The sequence below is a fragment of the Paenibacillus sp. GCM10012306 genome, from assembly GCF_042649265.1.
Taxonomy (GTDB): domain Bacteria; phylum Bacillota; class Bacilli; order Paenibacillales; family Paenibacillaceae; genus Paenibacillus_AQ.
Genome location: NZ_JBHRYW010000004.1, coordinates 170,725 through 189,002 on the forward strand (window position 1 = coordinate 170,725; position 18,278 = coordinate 189,002).

Annotated in this window: 14 protein-coding genes and 1 riboswitch; of the genes, 10 read left to right on the forward strand and 4 right to left on the reverse strand. The window is 48.4% G+C overall.

Annotation, left to right across the window (positions count from 1 at the left end; genetic code table 11):
* Positions 1-68: 68 nt before the first annotated feature.
* Positions 69-2,849 (reverse strand): O-antigen ligase family protein, encoded by a 2,781-nt coding sequence (locus ACFORK_RS11615; RefSeq protein WP_379198894.1) that lies wholly within the window; start codon positions 2,847-2,849, stop codon positions 69-71.
* Between the two features lie 223 nt (positions 2,850-3,072).
* Here ACFORK_RS11615 and rlmN point away from each other — a divergent pair, with 223 nt between their 5' ends.
* On the forward strand, positions 3,073-4,170 hold the full coding sequence (gene rlmN, locus ACFORK_RS11620; RefSeq protein WP_379198896.1) for a dual-specificity RNA methyltransferase RlmN: 1,098 nt from the start codon (positions 3,073-3,075) through the stop codon (positions 4,168-4,170).
* Positions 4,171-4,370: 200 nt separating this feature from the next.
* Positions 4,371-4,637, forward strand: a complete 267-nt coding sequence (locus ACFORK_RS11625) for a DUF6509 family protein (protein ID WP_379198898.1) — start codon at positions 4,371-4,373, stop codon at positions 4,635-4,637.
* Between the two features lie 70 nt (positions 4,638-4,707).
* On the opposite strand, the gene ACFORK_RS11630 is transcribed toward ACFORK_RS11625, so the two are convergent.
* The 3 genes from ACFORK_RS11630 to ACFORK_RS11640 form a co-directional block, all read right to left on the reverse strand.
* A complete protein-coding gene (locus ACFORK_RS11630; protein ID WP_379198900.1) occupies positions 4,708-5,457 on the reverse strand; it encodes an esterase family protein in 750 nt (249 codons plus the stop codon).
* Positions 5,458-5,459: 2 nt separating this feature from the next.
* The gene (locus ACFORK_RS11635) at positions 5,460-6,635 is read right to left on the reverse strand and encodes an ATP-grasp domain-containing protein (RefSeq protein WP_379198902.1); all 1,176 of its coding nucleotides are present in this window, start codon (positions 6,633-6,635) and stop codon (positions 5,460-5,462) included.
* A 122-nt stretch (positions 6,636-6,757) separates the two neighbouring features.
* Entirely contained in the window at positions 6,758-8,206 is a 1,449-nt protein-coding gene (locus tag ACFORK_RS11640) for an FAD-dependent oxidoreductase (protein ID WP_379198904.1), read from the reverse strand.
* Positions 8,207-8,426: 220 nt separating this feature from the next.
* Here ACFORK_RS11640 and greA point away from each other — a divergent pair, with 220 nt between their 5' ends.
* From greA to ACFORK_RS11680, 8 genes are all read left to right on the forward strand, one after another.
* The gene (gene greA, locus ACFORK_RS11645) at positions 8,427-8,906 is read left to right on the forward strand and encodes a transcription elongation factor GreA (RefSeq protein WP_379198906.1); all 480 of its coding nucleotides are present in this window, start codon (positions 8,427-8,429) and stop codon (positions 8,904-8,906) included.
* A gap of 171 nt (positions 8,907-9,077) precedes the next feature.
* Positions 9,078-9,181: riboswitch (purine riboswitch) on the forward strand.
* A gap of 176 nt (positions 9,182-9,357) precedes the next feature.
* The gene (locus tag ACFORK_RS11650; RefSeq protein WP_379198908.1) at positions 9,358-9,978 is read left to right on the forward strand and encodes a xanthine phosphoribosyltransferase; all 621 of its coding nucleotides are present in this window, start codon (positions 9,358-9,360) and stop codon (positions 9,976-9,978) included.
* Positions 9,972-11,270: a nucleobase:cation symporter-2 family protein gene (locus ACFORK_RS11655; RefSeq protein ID WP_379198910.1), complete on the forward strand. Its 1,299-nt coding sequence runs from the start codon at positions 9,972-9,974 to the stop codon at positions 11,268-11,270. Before ACFORK_RS11650 ends, ACFORK_RS11655 begins: the two co-directional genes overlap by 7 nt.
* A 105-nt stretch (positions 11,271-11,375) precedes the next feature.
* Positions 11,376-12,710 carry an MFS transporter gene (locus tag ACFORK_RS11660; protein WP_379198912.1) on the forward strand — a complete coding sequence of 445 codons (1,335 nt, stop codon included), beginning with the start codon at positions 11,376-11,378 and terminating at the stop codon, positions 12,708-12,710.
* A 16-nt stretch (positions 12,711-12,726) separates the two neighbouring features.
* Positions 12,727-13,872, forward strand: coding sequence for a hypothetical protein (locus ACFORK_RS11665; protein WP_379198914.1), 1,146 nt, complete (start codon positions 12,727-12,729; stop codon positions 13,870-13,872).
* A 25-nt stretch (positions 13,873-13,897) separates the two neighbouring features.
* Positions 13,898-15,430: a glycan biosynthesis hexose transferase WsfD gene (gene wsfD / locus ACFORK_RS11670; RefSeq protein ID WP_379198916.1), complete on the forward strand. Its 1,533-nt coding sequence runs from the start codon at positions 13,898-13,900 to the stop codon at positions 15,428-15,430.
* Complete coding sequence (locus ACFORK_RS11675; RefSeq protein ID WP_379198918.1) at positions 15,427-16,971, forward strand: hypothetical protein; 1,545 nt, start codon at positions 15,427-15,429, stop codon at positions 16,969-16,971. Before wsfD ends, ACFORK_RS11675 begins: the two co-directional genes overlap by 4 nt.
* Before the next feature lie 28 nt (positions 16,972-16,999).
* Positions 17,000-18,250, forward strand: coding sequence for a glycosyltransferase family 2 protein (locus tag ACFORK_RS11680; protein WP_379198920.1), 1,251 nt, complete (start codon positions 17,000-17,002; stop codon positions 18,248-18,250).
* Positions 18,251-18,278: the final 28 nt, after the last annotated feature.

Sequence of the window (18,278 nt, forward strand, 5' to 3'; positions counted from 1 at the left end):
GTATCCGTGAATTTTCCGGATACGCTTCTTAGCATTAAAACAATGGATTCTTCAGGAACACGATAGGGCTAAAATTGTAAGGCAGCAGCGGTATCCACCTGCTCTATTGCCGCAGGATCGGCTGCCAGCAGCTGGTCATAAACGGTTTGGTCGAGATCTGCGTTCGACCTTTTCAGGGCGGCGAGATACCAGCGAGCCATTTCACGATTTGTAGCGTCACTGTAATCTTCGGTCAGACCTGATTTGAAAGTAGCGGCTGCGTCTTGCAGCTTCCCGGTAATCATTTTCATTTTGCCGACATTCAGCGTAATAGCAGGAGGAATAGCTAGCTGTTTCCCCTGAAGCTCTTCAGGCGAAAGTGTCTTCTGGTATTCCAGATCGGCAACAATTTGGCTGTATGCTTGAAGTCCGACGCTTAAATTGGCCTCCATATTGTCTTCATCTTCCCTCTTGAATGCAGCTAGTTCCAACTCATAGGCACGGCTGATTAGTGTGTCGTACCAATCCATTTCCCAGAGATTGCTGCTGGATAAGAGATCGGCGTAAGCCTCATTGAATCCAAGCTCTAGTGTGGCTTCTGCTTTTTCCGGTTCACCGGTCAACAACTGCATTTTACCTACATTCAATGCAATGGTCGGTGTGACAGAGTATGGACGTCCTTGCAATTGCTCCGGAGGTAATGTCTTCAAATACTCTACGCCAGCGAGCACCTTAGCATAGGCTTCAAGGCCGGTGTTGAAGTATGCTTGTTTTCTAGCGTCGTCCTTCAGGGTATTGGCCTCAGCCCCCATGGCGAAAGAGCGACTGATTAATGTATCAATCCATTTAATATCCCAGACGAAATCTTTAGCATGATCACGATACACGCCTAGGGCTAGATCACCTTGACCTTTGAGGTCATAGTAAGCGGCCAATTGGGTCAGTAGCTGCTTGTTGTAAGGCTCGTTCTTGAGCGCTCTCATAACTAATTGATAGGACTCGTCAAGGAACTGCTCGTTCAAAGTCTGATTAAATACCTGCTGATCGAGAGAAGAGAGATATAATGTCGCTTCAGGGTGACCCGGGCGCTGATTCAGTACCTTAATGAACGGTTCCTTGATTTCTTCGTACATCTGGCTGACACGAAGCAGCTGTTTACCTTTGGCAAGCGCATTGGTTGAACTGATATAACCGACCAGGATGAACAGCAGAATTAATGAGCCTGCTCCGAGCACGGAGAAATACCCCCAGCGCAGCCATTGCTTATTCCAGTTTCGCTTTAGCGGCTTGCTGTCCATCGCTACGGCCATTCCAGCCAAGCCGATGAAGACCAATATGCCCATAAAGGCATAGCTTAAATTGAAGTCGAGCAGACTGTGAAGCAGGATAGACAGTGCAATAATGAGATAGAAGAAGCCATTGGTGAATTCGTCTTTTTCTCTTTTTACATAGCCCAGAATGTATTTATAGAAAATATAAAGAATAAAGCCCATGAAAATGATAAATCCCAGAATGCCAACCTCTATCAGATACTGCAGGAAAAAGTTATGTACCTGGAAGCTGATATAGGGGTTGTTCTGGTAATGTTCATATAGAGCGGCCCAGCCTCCCCCTCCGGCACCGAGCACCGGATAATCCTTCATAACCTTTACTGCATCCTTATAAAAGGTAATCCGTTCAAGCACACTATGCTGATTAAAATTAATATTCTCAAGCCGCGTCTCCATATTGGCCGGCAGAATATGCTTCATGCTGGTGCTGATAAACAGGAAGGCGATGACTCCGACTAACAGTACGGATCCCAGTGGAATCCACAGTCCAGACCATCTGCGTGAATCCAGTCTGCGTAGCTTATCTCCTAACCGGGGTGCGACATGACGCTGAATTAGCCAGCTTAACGCGGTAGAGACCAGGGAGCCTCCCAGGAGATATCCCCATCCCTTTAGAGCGGCGGAAGAGGTGTATACCTCATTTAGTGCAATACCTGCGCTTGTGACAGGTGCAGCAATAATTAGTGAGATGATACCGGCGATGCCAAGATGTACGATCCATAGGATCTGCTGCAAAGGCTTCAGGAACAGGAGCAGCAGGATGAAAACAACCGGCAGCATGACCAGTCCACCGCGTGATAGCGTTAGCAGGATGGACACGATGATGGGGACCAGCATAAATCCGTGAGCCAGCCTAGCATATCTCTTTCGGGTACGAATCAGGGCGAATAAGGCCACGAAGAGGAAGGCCATCAGGAAGGCTGCATATGTATTGGCGTATTGAAAAATGGAAGTCAGTCGCAAGCCGTTGGAGTCGATCATTACCGCATCGTTATATTTTCCTTCGTATACAGTTCCAGAGAACCAGCCAACCAGAGAGCCGGCCAGTTTCCAGCTTCCCAGCCAGTTCAGTAGTCCGAAGGCTACGATAAAATAAGCGATAGCAAGCAGGCTATGCTGGAGAATAATGTTTATCCTTACTTGCTTCAGCAGGTAGACTGAAATTATGAATATCGCTGCAAACATGCTCTGGATGAACATCATATTCATAGCTGTATAATTGGACACGGCAACGAATAAGGACAGGTTGTATGTAACCGGCAGCAGCACAGCAGCCAAAGGGATGAGATCACGCTGCTCGGTTATTTTGAATTTGGCAGCATCCAGAGCGATCCAGCCCAGCAGCATCAAGAGGCTTATTAAGGCAGCTATATACAGAGGTTTCTCAAAATCCGCCCTAAGCCCATTAAATAAACCGATTTGAAAAGGGGTCCAGACTAAGAATAGGATAAATGCAACAACCAGGGCCCATATCGGGCTTGCAATCTTTACAGAGCTTTTAAGCTTCACTGCATTTTTACCGTACACAGGATTTGGCACGTAAACAATCTCCTTTTCTTGTAGATATTACAATACTTTATCATACTTATATTTACATAGTCTTCTAATAAATGTTTTTTTGTGTAATTCTAATAAGTTCGCAGGCTTTTGTTTACTACCCTTGTTTTAATAAAAAAAATTTGAGACAATAAATAGGCATTGTTAGCCTGGCTGGAACACGCTAGAATAGACTGGACTTTATGTGTTGAAAAGAGGATAACCAATGAATAAAGAATCCATTTATGGATTGACTTTTGAACAACTGACGTCATGGCTGCTGGAACATGGGCATAAGAAATTCCGGGCCACCCAGGTGTGGGAATGGCTGTACCGGAAACGGGTCACAGACTTCGCCGAGATGACGGATGTAAATACAGACTGTATCGCCCTGCTGGCTGACCACTTCGTGATTCGTACGATGGAAGAGCATGTGAAGCAGGAATCTACAGATGGCACGATCAAGTTCTTGTTCCGTTTGAAGGATGGCAACCTGATTGAGACTGTACTCATGCGGCAAAAATATGGCTTGTCTGTCTGTGTAACCACACAGGTGGGCTGCAATATTGGTTGTAGTTTCTGTGCCAGCGGACTATTGGCCAAGAGCCGGGACCTCTCAGCTGGAGAAATTGTAGAGCAAATCATGAAGGTGCAACTCGATCTCGACAGTAAAGGAAAAGGCGAGCGAGTAAGCCATGTGGTCGTGATGGGGATTGGTGAGCCGTTCGATAACTTTAAGAACATGGTCGACTTCCTTGGAGTCATCAAGGATCATAAGGGCTTGGCGATTGCCGGAAAAGGCATCACAGTATCGACAAGTGGTCTGGCCGATAAGATCAGAGAATTCGCCGACGCCAATCTTCAGGTGAACCTTGCTGTGTCTTTGCATGCGCCTAACAATGAGCTACGGACACGGATTATGAAGATTAACCGCGCCATTCCGTTGGAGAAATTGATGCCTGCCATCGATTATTATCTGGAGAAGACCAATCGGAGACTTACGCTGGAGTACATTCTGTTAAAGGATGTGAATGACCAGCGGGAGCAAGCGCTGGAGCTGACGGAACTGATCGGGGATCGGAGACAGCTCGTCAACGTGAACTTGATCCCGTACAATCCGGTGGATGAGCATGGCCAGTATCAGAGACCTGAGCGGGAAACGGTGCGCGCGTTTTTTGATACACTCAAGAAACAGGGCGTTAGCGTCAGCACCCGTCTGGAGCACGGAACCGATATTGATGCTGCTTGCGGTCAGCTGCGCAGTAAGCAGATCAAGAAGACTAAAGAAGGCAAGTCTGCACAGGATACAGTTGCGGCTGGCTAAGCATGATATTGCGGGCGTCCCTTCGGGGACGTCTTTTATTATGCCTAAACACAGATGCTGTCTGTGCTCAAGAAGACATCAGAACTTATGGATACTCAACCCCGTTTGCCGCCCAGCGGATGTTAGGTTATGATACAGGTAAGCGGCAGTTACGAGGAAAAGAGGCTGATGGAGCAGTGTTAACAGTTAAAAGCTACATAGTGGAACATATCAAGGACCCGTTCGGAATTATTTCCGGCAAACGATATGAGTTTATGGTTCATCTGGATATTGACGAGGACGATGAGTTGTATGTGGACGGCGGCGTTACCGCACGGACCATTGTGAAGGTCGAAGATGATGTTACCAGTATCGTGACCTATGATCTGCTGGGGACGACAACTCACCAGATTCTGGAGTTCGACCTGGAAGAAGATGAGGAAGCAGAGCTGCTGCAGTTCTGCAAAGACAACTTGCCGGAAGCATAAGGCATAACGACAAGACAATCACAAGAGCGCCCCGGGCAGGATGCCCGGGGCGCTTTAACGTCATCAGGACTTAGAGGCAGTCGCTGACATAATGATGAATTTGCCGGTTCCACCAGGGCCAGTCATGGTCGACATCTGTGCCCCAATAGTCGATACGTGCCGGGATCTCCTTGCGTTCCAGCAGATCCTGTAGCAGGTGTGTCTCTTCCAGCATCTCGTCTTCATAAGCACCCTGGCCGCAGCAAATGATGATGCTGCTGTGCCTGTACTGGTTCAGGTAATAGTCATCGTGCAGTTGGGGCAGATAGTCCAGTGGTGAGTTGAAATAGACAGATTCACTTACATAATCCCCAAAGAAATATCTTGTAGAGTAAACCCCGCTAAGGGCAATCAAGGTATCGAAATATTGCGGATAACGGAAGAAGAAGTTGCCGCTGTAATAAGCGCCCATGGAGCAGCCGGAGATCAGGATGCGCTGCTCGTCACCGCCGTTATTCCATTTGCTCTGCTGAAGGATACCAGGTACTAGCTCTTGAGTAATGTACTTATCGTATTGCTCATGTCTGGCGACCCTGTCTTCAATATTCCAGTGCGTAGAGAAAAAGGTCTCCTCATCAATGCTGTCGCAGGCCCAAATCTGCAATTTTCCGGCATCGATAAATTCCCGGAGCGTGTTCACCATGCCAGAGTCTTCATATTGATAGAATCTGCCCAGCGAGGTGGGGAATACCAGCATCGGCTTGCCGGTATGGCCATAGATTTTATACTCCATATCACGGTTCAGAAAATGACTGTACTCTTTATGATAGCTTATCCTCATCCTCACACTCCCTGTTCTTCTTGTTGGATATAGCGGACAATCTGTCTGATCTTATCCAGATCTTCTGCACGGAATTGATAGGCGCTGTTCCCTGAGGCCCTGCTAAATACCTCCTCGATCACATTGAAATGGACGATATTTGCGCCAAAGGTGGCCAGAATATCTTCATGGCTATAAGTATAGGTTTTGTGATTTTTACGGCTGGCATAACCGGTGTAGTATTTGCCTTCGTAGGGACCACCAACCTCGTTATGGACAATCATGGAGGCCCATTCCTTGTATACATCGATATCATGAGTGTAGTTGATAGCATCCGTCATCCAGGCTCCGGGCGGCCGCATGTTGACCTCCAACGCAATGATCCGGCCATCCTTGTTCGATTTGAACAACTCAATATGGAAGAAGCGTTCGCGAATATCGAAAGCCTTCAGAATACTCTTGCCTGCCTGCTCCACATCCGGACTGATGTACTTGAGGCAGAAGTAGAAGAGATGATCATCATTGTTGACGACGTCCATGACACTTTGCTCAAAACGGTGGCTAGTCGCAAAACGCACGGTCCCATTAATATCGACCAGTCCGTCATAGGTGAGGATGATGCCGTCGATGAATTCCTCGATGATAAAAGCCACGTCCCCGGGCTTAGTTGCAAAAAATTCGTTCAGTTCTTCTTCATTGCTGATCTTGTAAGTCATGCTGGCTCCTGAACCAAGGTCAGGCTTAACGACCAGAGGGAAATCGACGGTCTGAAGGAAGGGATCAATGTCAGCATGGGTGGTTCCTGTAGAGAACTGCACGGTACTTACACCGCTTTTATGAAAAAACTCTTTCATCTTGGACTTTTGCTTTAGGTTATACACAAAATCCGTTTTGGTGCCATAGATATTGAAATCGGTTCGAATGCGGGCGTCCTGTTCCAGCCAGTATTCGTTCAGGGATTCGAAGCGGTCGATTTTGCCGTATTTATGGGTGAAGTACCCTACGGCCCGCAGAATCTCATCATAATTCTCCAGATCCCTTACCTTGTAATACTCTGTAAGCGAGGTTGTCAGCTTGTCCTCCAAGTGGGCATACTCGACATCGCCAATCCCTAACACAGTTGCTCCCTGTTCATGTAGATGGTAACAAAACTCTGTGCTGTTCTTCGGGAAGTGAGGGGAGAAAAATACAAAATTCATGATAACAACCCCTTTAGCTTAAAAGTATTAATTCCGAGTTGAATTGTATGATTTAGATTCAATCTACCAGCTTCGTCCTGATCCGTCAATGCTCATTCACCGGTATTCTTGCTCTTGCTTTGCTATTGCAGCACGATCTTATAATCCTTGGCCAAGTACTGATGGATTATCTTGAAATCGGCCGGTGTCAGGTCAACCAGCCGCTTATTCTTTTCTCGTCCTAAAATAATCCCAATCGTTTGTGCGGCAAGCGCTGTGGTTGGCATAATTCTGGCGCTGCCGTATGCCTTGATGGCAGCACCGACATTTTTTCCAGTTACCAGCACATTATCATAGGATTTCAGCTCGAACGAACGCAGCGGGAGGCCGTAACGATCCGGCTTGCCGAAGCCGATGCCGGTTGGAATGGCCCGCGTACCTTGCAGATCTATCGAATAGCCGCCGATGCTGACATTATCCCAGAACATCTTGCTGTCCATGAGATCAGGGTAGTCCAGAACATATTTCGTCTCGAACCGGTTATAGTCGCGGATGTACAGATAGTCAGGGAAGCCGTTCAGCTCCGCCTTGGCGAAACCAGGGATATTGGCCCGCAGGAAACTCAAGATGTGCGGCGCTTCAGCACGGCCTTTGGCTACCGCACCCTGTACAGAGATGGGGTCAGCAGGATCGACATCATAAATGAGCAGAGCGTTGATGATGGCCTGGCCATCCTTCTGATAGGTTACGTTCAGCCCGCGCAGCTTCAATAGCGTAGTTAGTGCCTTGTACTGGCTGGTAATGTTGCTGAAGCCGGTGGCAAATTGCCAGTCTACATAGGTGTTAGGACCATATTTTTTGGCCACGTTGGTTAATGGATAGTCTTTCAAAACAGCCTGGTGCAGCTTGCCCCAATCCACATTCTTAAAGTTCAGCATATAAGTAGCTGCCATGTAATCCGGCTTTTTGCCGTTGTACAGGGTTTCCATTCCGGGGATACGCTTGCCAGCAAGCTTACCGGATAGGGCATTGAAGTCTGTATTTTCCACCCAGTATCTGGAGGTGACGTTAGTTTTGGAACCGTCCTTGAGACGGTAAGTCAGGGATTGCAGGGACTTATCCTTGGCACCACTCAAGGTGGACACGGAATCAATGGTGATGCCGCTCTTCAGCGGAATGCCTTGGAGTAATTTCTCATAATAGAGCTCGAAATCGGCAGCCTTGCGGATCTTGCCTTTCTTGTAGTCATTGAAGAGGTTCTTGATCTCGCCTTGAACCAGGTTCTTCTTGCTGTTGTCGTTCACATCATCCAGGAAAAACATCTGACCCTGAATTAATTCGCCGCCCGGACGATTGCGCGGGTCTAGAATCAGTACGTTCAATCCCTGATTCCGCGCCTCTCTGGCCAGCAGGACGCCCTGAATTTCGCTTCCAATCACAACGACATCATACTGGGCAGATCCTGAACTGGATGCTGAAGCGACCTGGGTCGTTGAGGAGAGAGGAATAGGGGTGAGCAGCGACAGAATAAGTGTAATAAGCAGCCATCCATAAGTCTTCTTGAGCTTGCTTTTAGTCGGTTTGAGATTCACATGCCATACTCCTTACTGTAGTTATTTTAGAGGCATATTCCTGGAAACGTGGAACATTCATGCGACTATGGTACAGTAAGTTTATACTTTCCAGCAGACGGAAAGTTCTTGCAAAGATTTTAAATCGTAGATTATCGTCTGGTTTCGCGTTTTCTTTTCGCAAGTTTGGCCAATATAGGTTACACTACAGTAAAGGAAAGCCAAATAGGAGTTGTAGAATATGTCCAATGAAGAGGTATTGTTAACCAAAGAAGGGTTGGCCAAGCTGGAAGATGAGCTCAGAGACCTGAAGACCGTCAAGCGGAAGGAACTGGCCGCACGTCTGAAGCTGGCAATCAGCTATGGGGACTTGAAGGAGAACAGCGAATACCACTCTGCGAAGGAAGACCAGTCGTTCATGGAGACTCGGATCATGATTTTGGAGAAGATGCTGACTAAGGCCCGGATCGTGGATGAGAGCAGTGTGGATCTCTCCGCGGTTAGTGTAGGGGCGACGGTCACGCTGAACGATATTGAATATGCGGAGAAAATCGACTATAAGATCGTCGGCCCAGCCGAGGCAGATGTGCTGGACAACAAGCTGTCCTATGAGAGTCCTCTAGGCAAGGAATTGCTGGGAAAGAAAGTCGGCGATGTTATCCACGTTAATGCACCTGCTGGCGTCATCAAGTACGAATTGCTTGAAATTAAAATGGTATAACCGACTCCCGGGAACTCTGGATCAGAGCCCCGGGAGTTTGTTTTTAGAGCAGGGGATAACCATGTTTTGCGAAATGGATGAAATGGTTTATTTCATTAAGGCAGGGAGAAACACCCTTAAAATTTTGCTTGTAACACCTGAGCTGACCGTGTAAGATAAACAAAGTATTCAATCGGAATATTCATAAAAACTCATATAATCATGGGGATATGGCCCATAAGTTTCTACCGGATGACCAATGTAATTGTCCGACTATGAGTGAAGTAGCGCATCTAGGGTTCCGCTTCTGCTGCTGCGGCGAAGAAGGACTGGTCCAAGCGATGCGGACACTATAATGTGTTACACCACTAAGGGACAAAAACCCAGAAGGACAGATTCACTTGAGAGAAACTGCTCAAGGAGTCTGTCCTTTTTTATTTTTCAACATGAGAAGGGGCGACGAATTTTCATTATGAAGGTACTAGAGGAACGCATTAGACAAGAGGGCTTGATTCTATCGGACAAGGTGCTGAAGGTGGATTCCTTTCTGAACCATCAGGTCGATACGGAGCTGGCACTGGCGATCGGGCAAGAGTTTAAGAGGATCTTCGGTCACTTGCCGATTACAAAAATACTCACGGTGGAGGCCAGCGGAATTCAGTTTGCGATGGCTGCGGGGATTGCCCTGGGCGTTCCGTTCATCTATGCCAAGAAAAGAAAGGCAGTCACTCTATCCGAAGCAGTATATTCTGCTCCTGTACATTCTTTCACCCGTCAGGAAGATTACCAAATTAGCATTTCGCAAAAATATCTTGGGCCCGAAGATAAGGTACTCGTTGTCGATGACTTTCTGGCTACGGGCGCAGCCCTGGTGGGGCTGGCTGATATTATCGAGGAGGCGGGCGCAGAACTGCTCGGCGTAGGCTGCGTGATTGAGAAGAGCTTCCAGGAAGGACGTGGACTGCTGGAGCAGCGGGGCATCAACGTTCATTCTTTGGCCCGTATATCTTCTATGGCACCAGGGGAGATTCATTTTATAGACAATGATACAAAGGTAGAATCACAATTAATGAAGGAGAGTGCAGGATGTTAAGCAAACAAAAAGTATTCACACTCGGGCTTCAGCATGTACTGGCGATGTATGCCGGCGCGGTCATTGTCCCGCTGATTGTGGGAGGCGCGCTGAAGCTTAACAATACGCAGATGGCGTATCTGATCGCCGCCGACCTATTCACCTGCGGGCTGGCAACACTGCTGCAGGTCATGGGCACCAAGTATTTCGGCAGCCGTCTGCCGGTCATTCTCGGCTGTACCTTTACGGCCGTAGGTCCGATCATTGCGATCTCCCTCTCCAGCAATCTGGCGACGGCCTACGGAGCTATTATTATTTCAGGTATATTCGTCGTGTTGGCGGCTCCCTTATATGGCAAGCTGCTGAAGTTCTTCCCGACTATCGTTACTGGCTCTGTCGTAACGATCATTGGTCTTTCGTTAATCCCGGTAGCCATGAACAACGTGGCTGGCGGCCAAGGCAGTCCTGACTTCGGACAGCCCCGCAATCTGCTGCTGGGCCTGATTACACTACTGGTCATCCTGCTCGTCAATCGTCTGGCGACTGGCTTCCTCCGCTCGGTATCCGTTCTGGTCGGATTGGTTGTCGGTACGGCCATCGGCTACGGTATGGGTATCGTGCATTTCTCCTCTGTAAGTGAAGCCTCTTGGGTGAGCATTGCCCAGCCTTTCTACTTCGGCTGGCCGGAGTTCAATCTGACGGCGATCGTGACTATGATTATCGTGAATATCGTTAGTATGGTCGAGTCCACAGGCGTCTACTTTGCAGTAGGCCGTGCGACAGATCAGAAGGTAGAGCAGAAGCAAATTGTGAACGGACTGCGCTCGGAAGGCCTTGCCATTATGCTGGGCGGGATCTTCAACGCCTTCCCGTATACCGCATTCTCCCAGAATGTTGGCTTGATCTCTCTGACGCGCGTGAAGACACGCAATGTTATTTTTGCCGCAGGCGGAATTATGATCGTGCTTGGTCTGCTGCCTAAGCTTGCTGCACTGACTACTGTCATTCCTAATGCAGTGCTTGGCGGAGCCATGATCGTAATGTTTGGCTCGGTAGCTGCCTCTGGGATGTCAATTCTGTCGGAAGTAGATCTGCGCAAGGACGGCAACCTGCTGATTGCTGCCTGCAGTATCGCAGTAGGTCTTGGTTCAGCTACGCTGCCTGCCATGTTCGACCAACTGCCTGAGTTTGCCAAAATGTTGCTGCAGAACGGCATCGTGTCCGGTTCGCTGACCGCCATCATTCTAAATATTTTCCTATCCAAAACCAAGGATAATGCGGCGCCTGTAGCGGTTTCGCAGGAAGCCCAATAAGATATCCCTATTAGGGACAGCAGAAGAGCAAGCCTATTCCCAGGCTTGCTCTTCTTTGCATGAAGGTTATACTGGATTCATAACAAGAGATAGGGATGAAACCTGATGAATGATAAAGTCGTGATGCCGCTTTGGACCTTTTGCCTCTTTATTGTCGTGATGAATACAACGATGTTTAACGTATCCATTCCAACGATTATACAGGATCTGCAGATCACCGCCGATTTGGGTTCATGGGTGATCTCCAGCTATTCGATCGGATATGCGTTGTCTACAGTGATATACAGCCGATTATCGGATCTGGTGCCGATTCGCAGACTACTCAGCGTGGGTCTGATTACGCTCGGACTAGCTTCGGTCTTCGGGCTGTTTGCACATGATTTTACGGCACTCTTAATCACGAGAATTTTGCAGTCGGCAGGATCGGGTTCTATGGCAGGACTCGGTCTTGTTCTGGCCAGCCGGTATGTGCCAGCCGAGCGCCGGGGCGCAGCGATCGCCATGATCTCGGCGGGGAGTGCTATGGCCTTCGGCCTCGGACCGATTGTGGGCGGCCTCATCAGCCAGTATTGGGGCTGGAACGGACTGTTCGGGGTTACCTGTCTGGTGTTGTTAGTGTTGCCGGTGCTTCTTCGCCTGCTGCCCAAGGAGATGCCGCAGCAGGCGAGCTTCGATGTGACAGGCGCTACTCTTACAATCATTAATGCGGCCAGTCTGCTCATTGCTGTAACGGGTCAGTCGTTGATCTGGCTTAGTATCAGTATCGTTTCGTTCGCGGTGCATGCGCTACATCTTAAACGGGCGAAGAGCCCGTTTATAAATCCTCAGCTACTAGGCATGTCAGGCTATAGAAAGCTGGTCGTCATCGGATTTTGTATCCTGGTGTTGAATCTTGGCAATCTATTCCTGATGCCGCTCGCTCTCGCAAATCTATTCCATCAATCGGCGCTGGCAATCGGCCTGTTTATTGCCCCTGGCGCAGTCTTTTCCGCTTTCTGTACCCGCTTTGTCGGCCGCTGGATCGACCGTTATGGCAATATGCGCTTCCTGCTGATCGGGCATGCCGTCATGGCCATCACGCTGGGAGTGTTCGCGCTGGATCTTTCGGCCTCGCCAGCGATTATTCTGCTCGGCTATCTCTGCTTTTCCCCAGCCTTCTCAGCAACGATGGCGTCGCTCAACAATGAGACCTCACTGATTCTTCCGCCTAAATGGATCGGGTCCGGATTGGGGCTGCTGCAATTAATTCAGTTCTTCGGCGGATCGGTGTCTGTGGCTGTCTGCGGTTTACTGCTGCATGCCCAGAAGGATCTTGCTCCAGCTATAGCTTACAAGCAAGTATATGGGGTACTACTAGCAGTCTGCCTATGTTCACTGGGTATGCTGATGTGGTACAGAGGGTCACGATCAAGGCGCCAAGTCATCGTAGAAGGGAAGTGACGTGTTGAAGGGAACAATGAAACGAAAGATGAGCGCTATTGCGGCGATAGCCGTCACTATGACCGTGTTGTCCGCCTGCGAAGCAAAGGTAAAACCTGTTGTCCAAGACCCAATTAGCCATACGGAAGCTCCAGAGCAGATAGACAGAGCGGTGCATAAGGCAGGCGAGATACAGGAGGCGAAGACGCTCTATTCCTTTATCTCCTCCAGACTGACTGGAGAGTATGGCGTATACACGAACCTGCTGGATACCGACCAGAAAGGCGAAGCTGCCACTGGACACGAGATTCTGAGCGAATCAGCGTCTCTGATAATGAGATACGCAGTGCTAACTGGTAACCGAGCATTGTTCGCCGCGGAATGGGAGACGGCCAAGAAGACGTTTGATATGGAAGGCGGCTTTAGCTATCGCTTCAGCCCTAAGCTACAGAAGCAGTATCCTGTAAATGCGGCAGTGGATGATCTGCGCTTGATTGGGGCGCTGGAGGAAGCTGGAGCGGCCTTTAAGGATGAGGGCTACTCGCAGGAAGCAGAGAAGTACGGGCAAAGATTTTATAATTACAATGTAAAAGATGGATATATGTATGATTTTTACGATAGGAACTATAATGTCACTAACAAGTTTGTAACTTTATGTTATATTAATCTAAGTGGATTGCAAAAAATGTCGATTCCTGTTGAAAAACGCGCCGTCCTCATGCATAACATGCAGGAAATTCAGGAGCAGGGCTATCTCTCGGATTCATTTCCTTTCTACGAGACTCGTTTTGATTATGAGACCGGAAGGTATAGCTCTGAGAACATTAATACAGTAGAATCCCTACTAACCATTTTGGCTCTATCGGAGGTCCATTTGCAGAAGCCTGCTAGCATCCAGTTTATCCGTCAGCAGGTTGAGGCGGGAACACTGTATGGTCAATACACGCGGGAAGGCACTCCGGTGAATGATATTCGTTCCACAGCGATTTATGCCATAACGGCCCTGATCGGGGCGCAGCTCGCAGATGATGAGCTCTACCGTACAAGCATTGAACGGATGAACGAGTTCCGTGTGCAGGACACTGGTAGCGTGCTGTATGGGGGATTCGGCGACACGGCGAGCGGACAGGCTTACTCTTTTGACAACCTGATGGCGCTGTTGGCTTACTGTTACGAAGACTAATCTATACAGAAGGAAAGGAACCTGTATGCTTGAATACAATCTCAGACCGTCTTTCCGGCAAAGGCTGGTGCTTTCAAATCGCCTTACATCTCCTGCGTTTATAGCAGCATTTGGGGTATTGTTAATTACAATCATCGCTTTATTTACAGCCCCCTATATTGGTATGGCCGATAATGGCGATTTCTTTCGCATCACTTACAGCAACGGGCTTTATTTCAACCAGCCGGACTATGACAGTCAGTACTTTGGCTACTTTATCAAGCAGTTCGGAATCTTTCAGTATTACAATGAGAACCAAGCGATTCTGAGCTCTTCCCAGTCGTTGTTTATCAAGCTGGCGATCGGCCTGAACAAGTTGTTGTATAGCGATAAGGTGTTTGATGTTCGTTTTCAAGCTGCGATGTATACCATACTGTATGTGTGCGCTATTTATATTCTGATAGAATCGATTACGTGGAAAATGTCCCGCAAGCAAGGGCTGCTAATTGCAGCGATTGCTATTTTTATCTTTGGCGATACGGCCTATACGGCTTTTTTTAACTCTTTTTTTGGTGAAAGTGTGGTCACGATCATGATGATTTTCGTGTTCGGTTCATGGCTGGCTTTATACCGCAAACGATACAATGACTACGCGATGCTGGCCTTGTTAGTCACCAGCACTGTTATTCTGACCACCTCCAAGCAGCAAAATGCCCCAGTGGGCATGATTATCTCCGTGTTAGCTATCACACTTATCTGGATTCGCAAGGATAGATTATTTCACTGGCTGACCATGGGCTCCGTGATCTTGATGATGTTCACTGGCGTTGCAACCTACTTGAACATTTCCAAAGAATTCGTGGATATCAACCAATACCATGCCATGACCCGCGGGGTGCTAAATCAGTCCTCGAACCCGGAAGATACACTGAAGTCCTTTGGCATCGATGAACAGTACGCCATTTTGAAAGGGACGATTTACTATGAGCAATACAGTACGATTGATGTGAACTCACCTATTCTCCAGAGAGAGTTCTACAGTCAATACGGGTTCGTTCCTATTCTGAAATACTATGCCAGCAATCCGGGGCAGTTGACTTCTATTCTGAATGTAGCTGCCAAAAGCGCGTTTACAATAAGGCCGCCGGCGATGGGGAATTACGAGAAATCTGTGGGAAAAGAATATGGTGCACACACCTTTTTTTTCTCTGGCTACAGTTTACTTAAACAAAAGCTTGCTCCTCATACATTCGGTTTTGTTGTTATCTGGGTGCTGCTAATTTTGGGGTTGTACATGCCGTCCTGTATAGCAGCTGTCAAGGAAGGGAACCTGCGGGGAATTCAGCGCATGGCGCTCGTGCTGGCAACGATGGGTGTAGGGGTATCGGGTATCTTGGTTTCGATTATCGGAGCGGGTGATGCCGATTTATCCAAACACGAATTTCTGTTCACGTTATCGTTCGATCTCGTTACCTTCCTGGCTGTGTCCAATGTCATTGGCCGTTCCATATTCAAGGATGTAGAACGGAATACAACCGGCGGTTACAATCCGGAAGTGCAAAAGGGTGTGGGCGCATGAGGACTCGAGTTACAATGGTTGTACTGCCGTTATTCCTCTGTCTGCTGCTCCTTACGCCTGCCCCTGCGCAATCCGCCGCCGCGCCGCTGCGTGTCCTGCTGCTGTTCGATAGTCTGGCGAAAGGGACCGTACACGAGGGCAATGTTGATGAGCTTCAAAAGCAGCTGGCGGCCTACAGTGCGCAGGTTACAGTGGTGCACCTGGATCAATATGTTAAAGGCGCCATGAATGATTATTCCAATGTGATAACGGTAATAAATGCCGCTGATATTACTACTGACAATCATGTTTTTCTGGAGGATTTAGCGGATTATAAGGGGCAATATTTGCATATTGGGTATAACCCTATGGCCGATATGAAAGACGCCCTGCATCTATCGGTGGCTGTACAGCCTGGCGGTAGCGCAAGTCTAAGGATTGGCGGGCTGCCGGAGGCAAGCCTACAGGTGCAAGATATGCCTTACATTGCTGCAAGCGAAGCAGACCGTTCATATGGGAATCTATTGTTTCTTGGAAGCAGTGTACAGGCTCCTTATGCTGTGAGCAGCGGCAAATATACGTATGCTCCATATTTAAATCAGGGAGATGGAAGTTCGCTGGCGATGGCCTGTGTCCTGAGAGAGTGGCTCCGTATTACGGATATCCCTCATTCGTATCTCATATTAAAAGAGATTTATCCGTTCACTGATCTAAGCCTGCTGCAACAGATGGCGGAACGGTTATATCAGGAGGGCATTCCTTTCATTGCGAGTATCCGCCCTGTCTTTACCAATACTGACTTCCCGGCAATGATGCGGTACCTGGAGGCGCTGAAGGCTGTTCAAGCCCGTAACGGCAGTATTGTGGTTAATGTCCCGGTGATTGGCCCCGTCATTAGCCGGAGCGACGATACGCTACGGGAGAAGATGAGCAGCTTCATCAATCTACTGGCAGATCAGGGCGTTGCTCCACTTGGCGTCGGCGCAGAGAGCTACTGGACCTATGACAAGGAATATGCACAGGACGGCCTCCTTTTCTTTGACTCGGCAGTGCTTTTTCCCAATAAGGAACTCCATTATATGGAGCAGACCAATACATCGAAGGCATTTATCTCCTCACTATACAGTGTGCCACTGGATGATCTAGTGACACAATACAAAACAGGGAGCAGTGGACTGACAGATCTACCAATGGACACCGCTATAGTCGCCGATTTTCCGGAGGATGAAGCTGGAATGGAGAAGCTATTGCAGAAGCTGGAGCAGTCCTGGATTCCTTTTGCAGATTATAAACAGGAAGCGCATAAGGTGGCTACAGACACCTATACAATCACCTCCTCGCAGGGCGTGATCTCTATAAATGGTCAAGAGCTGAATATAGATTACAGCCCCAAGGCCGTGAGTGCAGATTTCGAGTATTCACAGAAGCAGGTCAAGAGCTTCACAAGGCTGTTCAGTGTACAGAACCAGTTCTTCATTGTGGCGATTATCGTATCCTTGGTGTTCTTCGGTGGACTGCTCATTATCGGCTACCGGATATATCGCCGTAAATATATGAAATAATAAAATAACTTGTTCATAGGAGAAAACCATGACAATCTCGGATGTGTTGATGGTCATTGCAGTGGTCTGCATCTGGTCGCTGCTGCTGGTGAATGTGGTTCTTATTATTGCCGGGTACCTGTATTACATTAAATCTGAAGATGAGGAAGTGCCTGATATCAAGGGAGAGATCCCCTTCGTCTCCATCATGGTGCCAGCCCATAATGAAGGTGTTGTCATCAGCAGAACGGTGGAATCATTGCTGGAGCTGGATTACCCGCATGACCGCTATGAGATCATTGTCATCAATGACAATTCATCGGATAATAGTGCTGAATTGCTGCAGAATATCAAGGATCGCCATCCCGGGCGGAACCTGATCGTGATCAATACGGATGCTGTAACCGGCGGTAAAGGCAAGTCGAATGCCCTCAATATTGGCTTCAGCCATAGTAAGGGGGAGCTCATCGCCATCTATGATGCCGACAATACGCCGGAGAAAACGGCGCTGAGGTACCTGGTAGGGGAGATTATGAATGATGCTACCTTAGGCGCGGTGATCGGGAAATTCCGGACCCGCAATCGTGATGCCAGCTTACTGACCCGGTTTATTAATATTGAGACCTTGTCTTTTCAATGGATGGCACAGGCAGGTCGCTGGAAGCTGTTCAAGCTGTGCACCATACCTGGCACCAACTTCATTATGCGCAGGTCGATTGTGGAGAGTATCGGGGGCTGGGATGTCAAGGCAATCGCAGAAGATACCGAGATCAGCTTCCGCATTTATATGATGGGCTACCGGATCAAATTTCAGCCCAAGGCCGTGACCTGGGAGCAGGAGCCGCAAACGGTGAAGGTCTGGTTCAAGCAGCGGACGCGCTGGGCTAAGGGCAATATTTATGTCATCGTTAAGAATATTCCGTTGCTTTTTAATAAGTCTGCCAAGCGAGTACGCTTCGACATCCTGTACTTTCTGTCCATCTATTTCCTGCTCCTGACCTCGCTCGTAACCTCTGATGTGCTGCTGATTCTGCATGCATTGGGCTACGTGCATACGACCATTGCCGGATTAAGCAACTTTCTGTGGCTGCTGGCGGTCATCCTGTTCATAGTAGGCACTTTTATTACACTGACAACCGAGAAGGGCGAGATGAGCCTCTCCAACCTGTGGATTATCCTGCTGATGTATGTCTCCTACTGTCAGATGTGGATGGTAGTTGCCGCTTATGGACTTTATAACTATATGAAGGACCAGATCTTTAAACGGGAAGCCAAATGGTACAAGACCGAGCGTTATTAGTGCCAGACGGCAGACAGAGCTTGAACCC

Excerpts from the sequence above, each read along its gene's own strand:
- rlmN (WP_379198896.1), top strand. The coding sequence starts at position 3,073 with ATGAATAAAGAATCCATTTATGGATTGACTTTTGAACAACTGACGTCA.
- ACFORK_RS11630 (WP_379198900.1), bottom strand. The coding sequence starts at position 5,457 with ATGAGGATAAGCTATCATAAAGAGTACAGTCATTTTCTGAACCGTGAT.
- ACFORK_RS11635 (WP_379198902.1), bottom strand. The coding sequence starts at position 6,635 with ATGAATTTTGTATTTTTCTCCCCTCACTTCCCGAAGAACAGCACAGAG.
- greA (WP_379198906.1), top strand. The coding sequence starts at position 8,427 with ATGTCCAATGAAGAGGTATTGTTAACCAAAGAAGGGTTGGCCAAGCTG.
- ACFORK_RS11650 (WP_379198908.1), top strand. The coding sequence starts at position 9,358 with ATGAAGGTACTAGAGGAACGCATTAGACAAGAGGGCTTGATTCTATCG.
- ACFORK_RS11655 (WP_379198910.1), top strand. The coding sequence starts at position 9,972 with ATGTTAAGCAAACAAAAAGTATTCACACTCGGGCTTCAGCATGTACTG.
- ACFORK_RS11660 (WP_379198912.1), top strand. The coding sequence starts at position 11,376 with ATGAATGATAAAGTCGTGATGCCGCTTTGGACCTTTTGCCTCTTTATT.
- ACFORK_RS11665 (WP_379198914.1), top strand. The coding sequence starts at position 12,727 with ATGAAACGAAAGATGAGCGCTATTGCGGCGATAGCCGTCACTATGACC.
- wsfD (WP_379198916.1), top strand. The coding sequence starts at position 13,898 with ATGCTTGAATACAATCTCAGACCGTCTTTCCGGCAAAGGCTGGTGCTT.
- ACFORK_RS11675 (WP_379198918.1), top strand. The coding sequence starts at position 15,427 with ATGAGGACTCGAGTTACAATGGTTGTACTGCCGTTATTCCTCTGTCTG.
- ACFORK_RS11680 (WP_379198920.1), top strand. The coding sequence starts at position 17,000 with ATGACAATCTCGGATGTGTTGATGGTCATTGCAGTGGTCTGCATCTGG.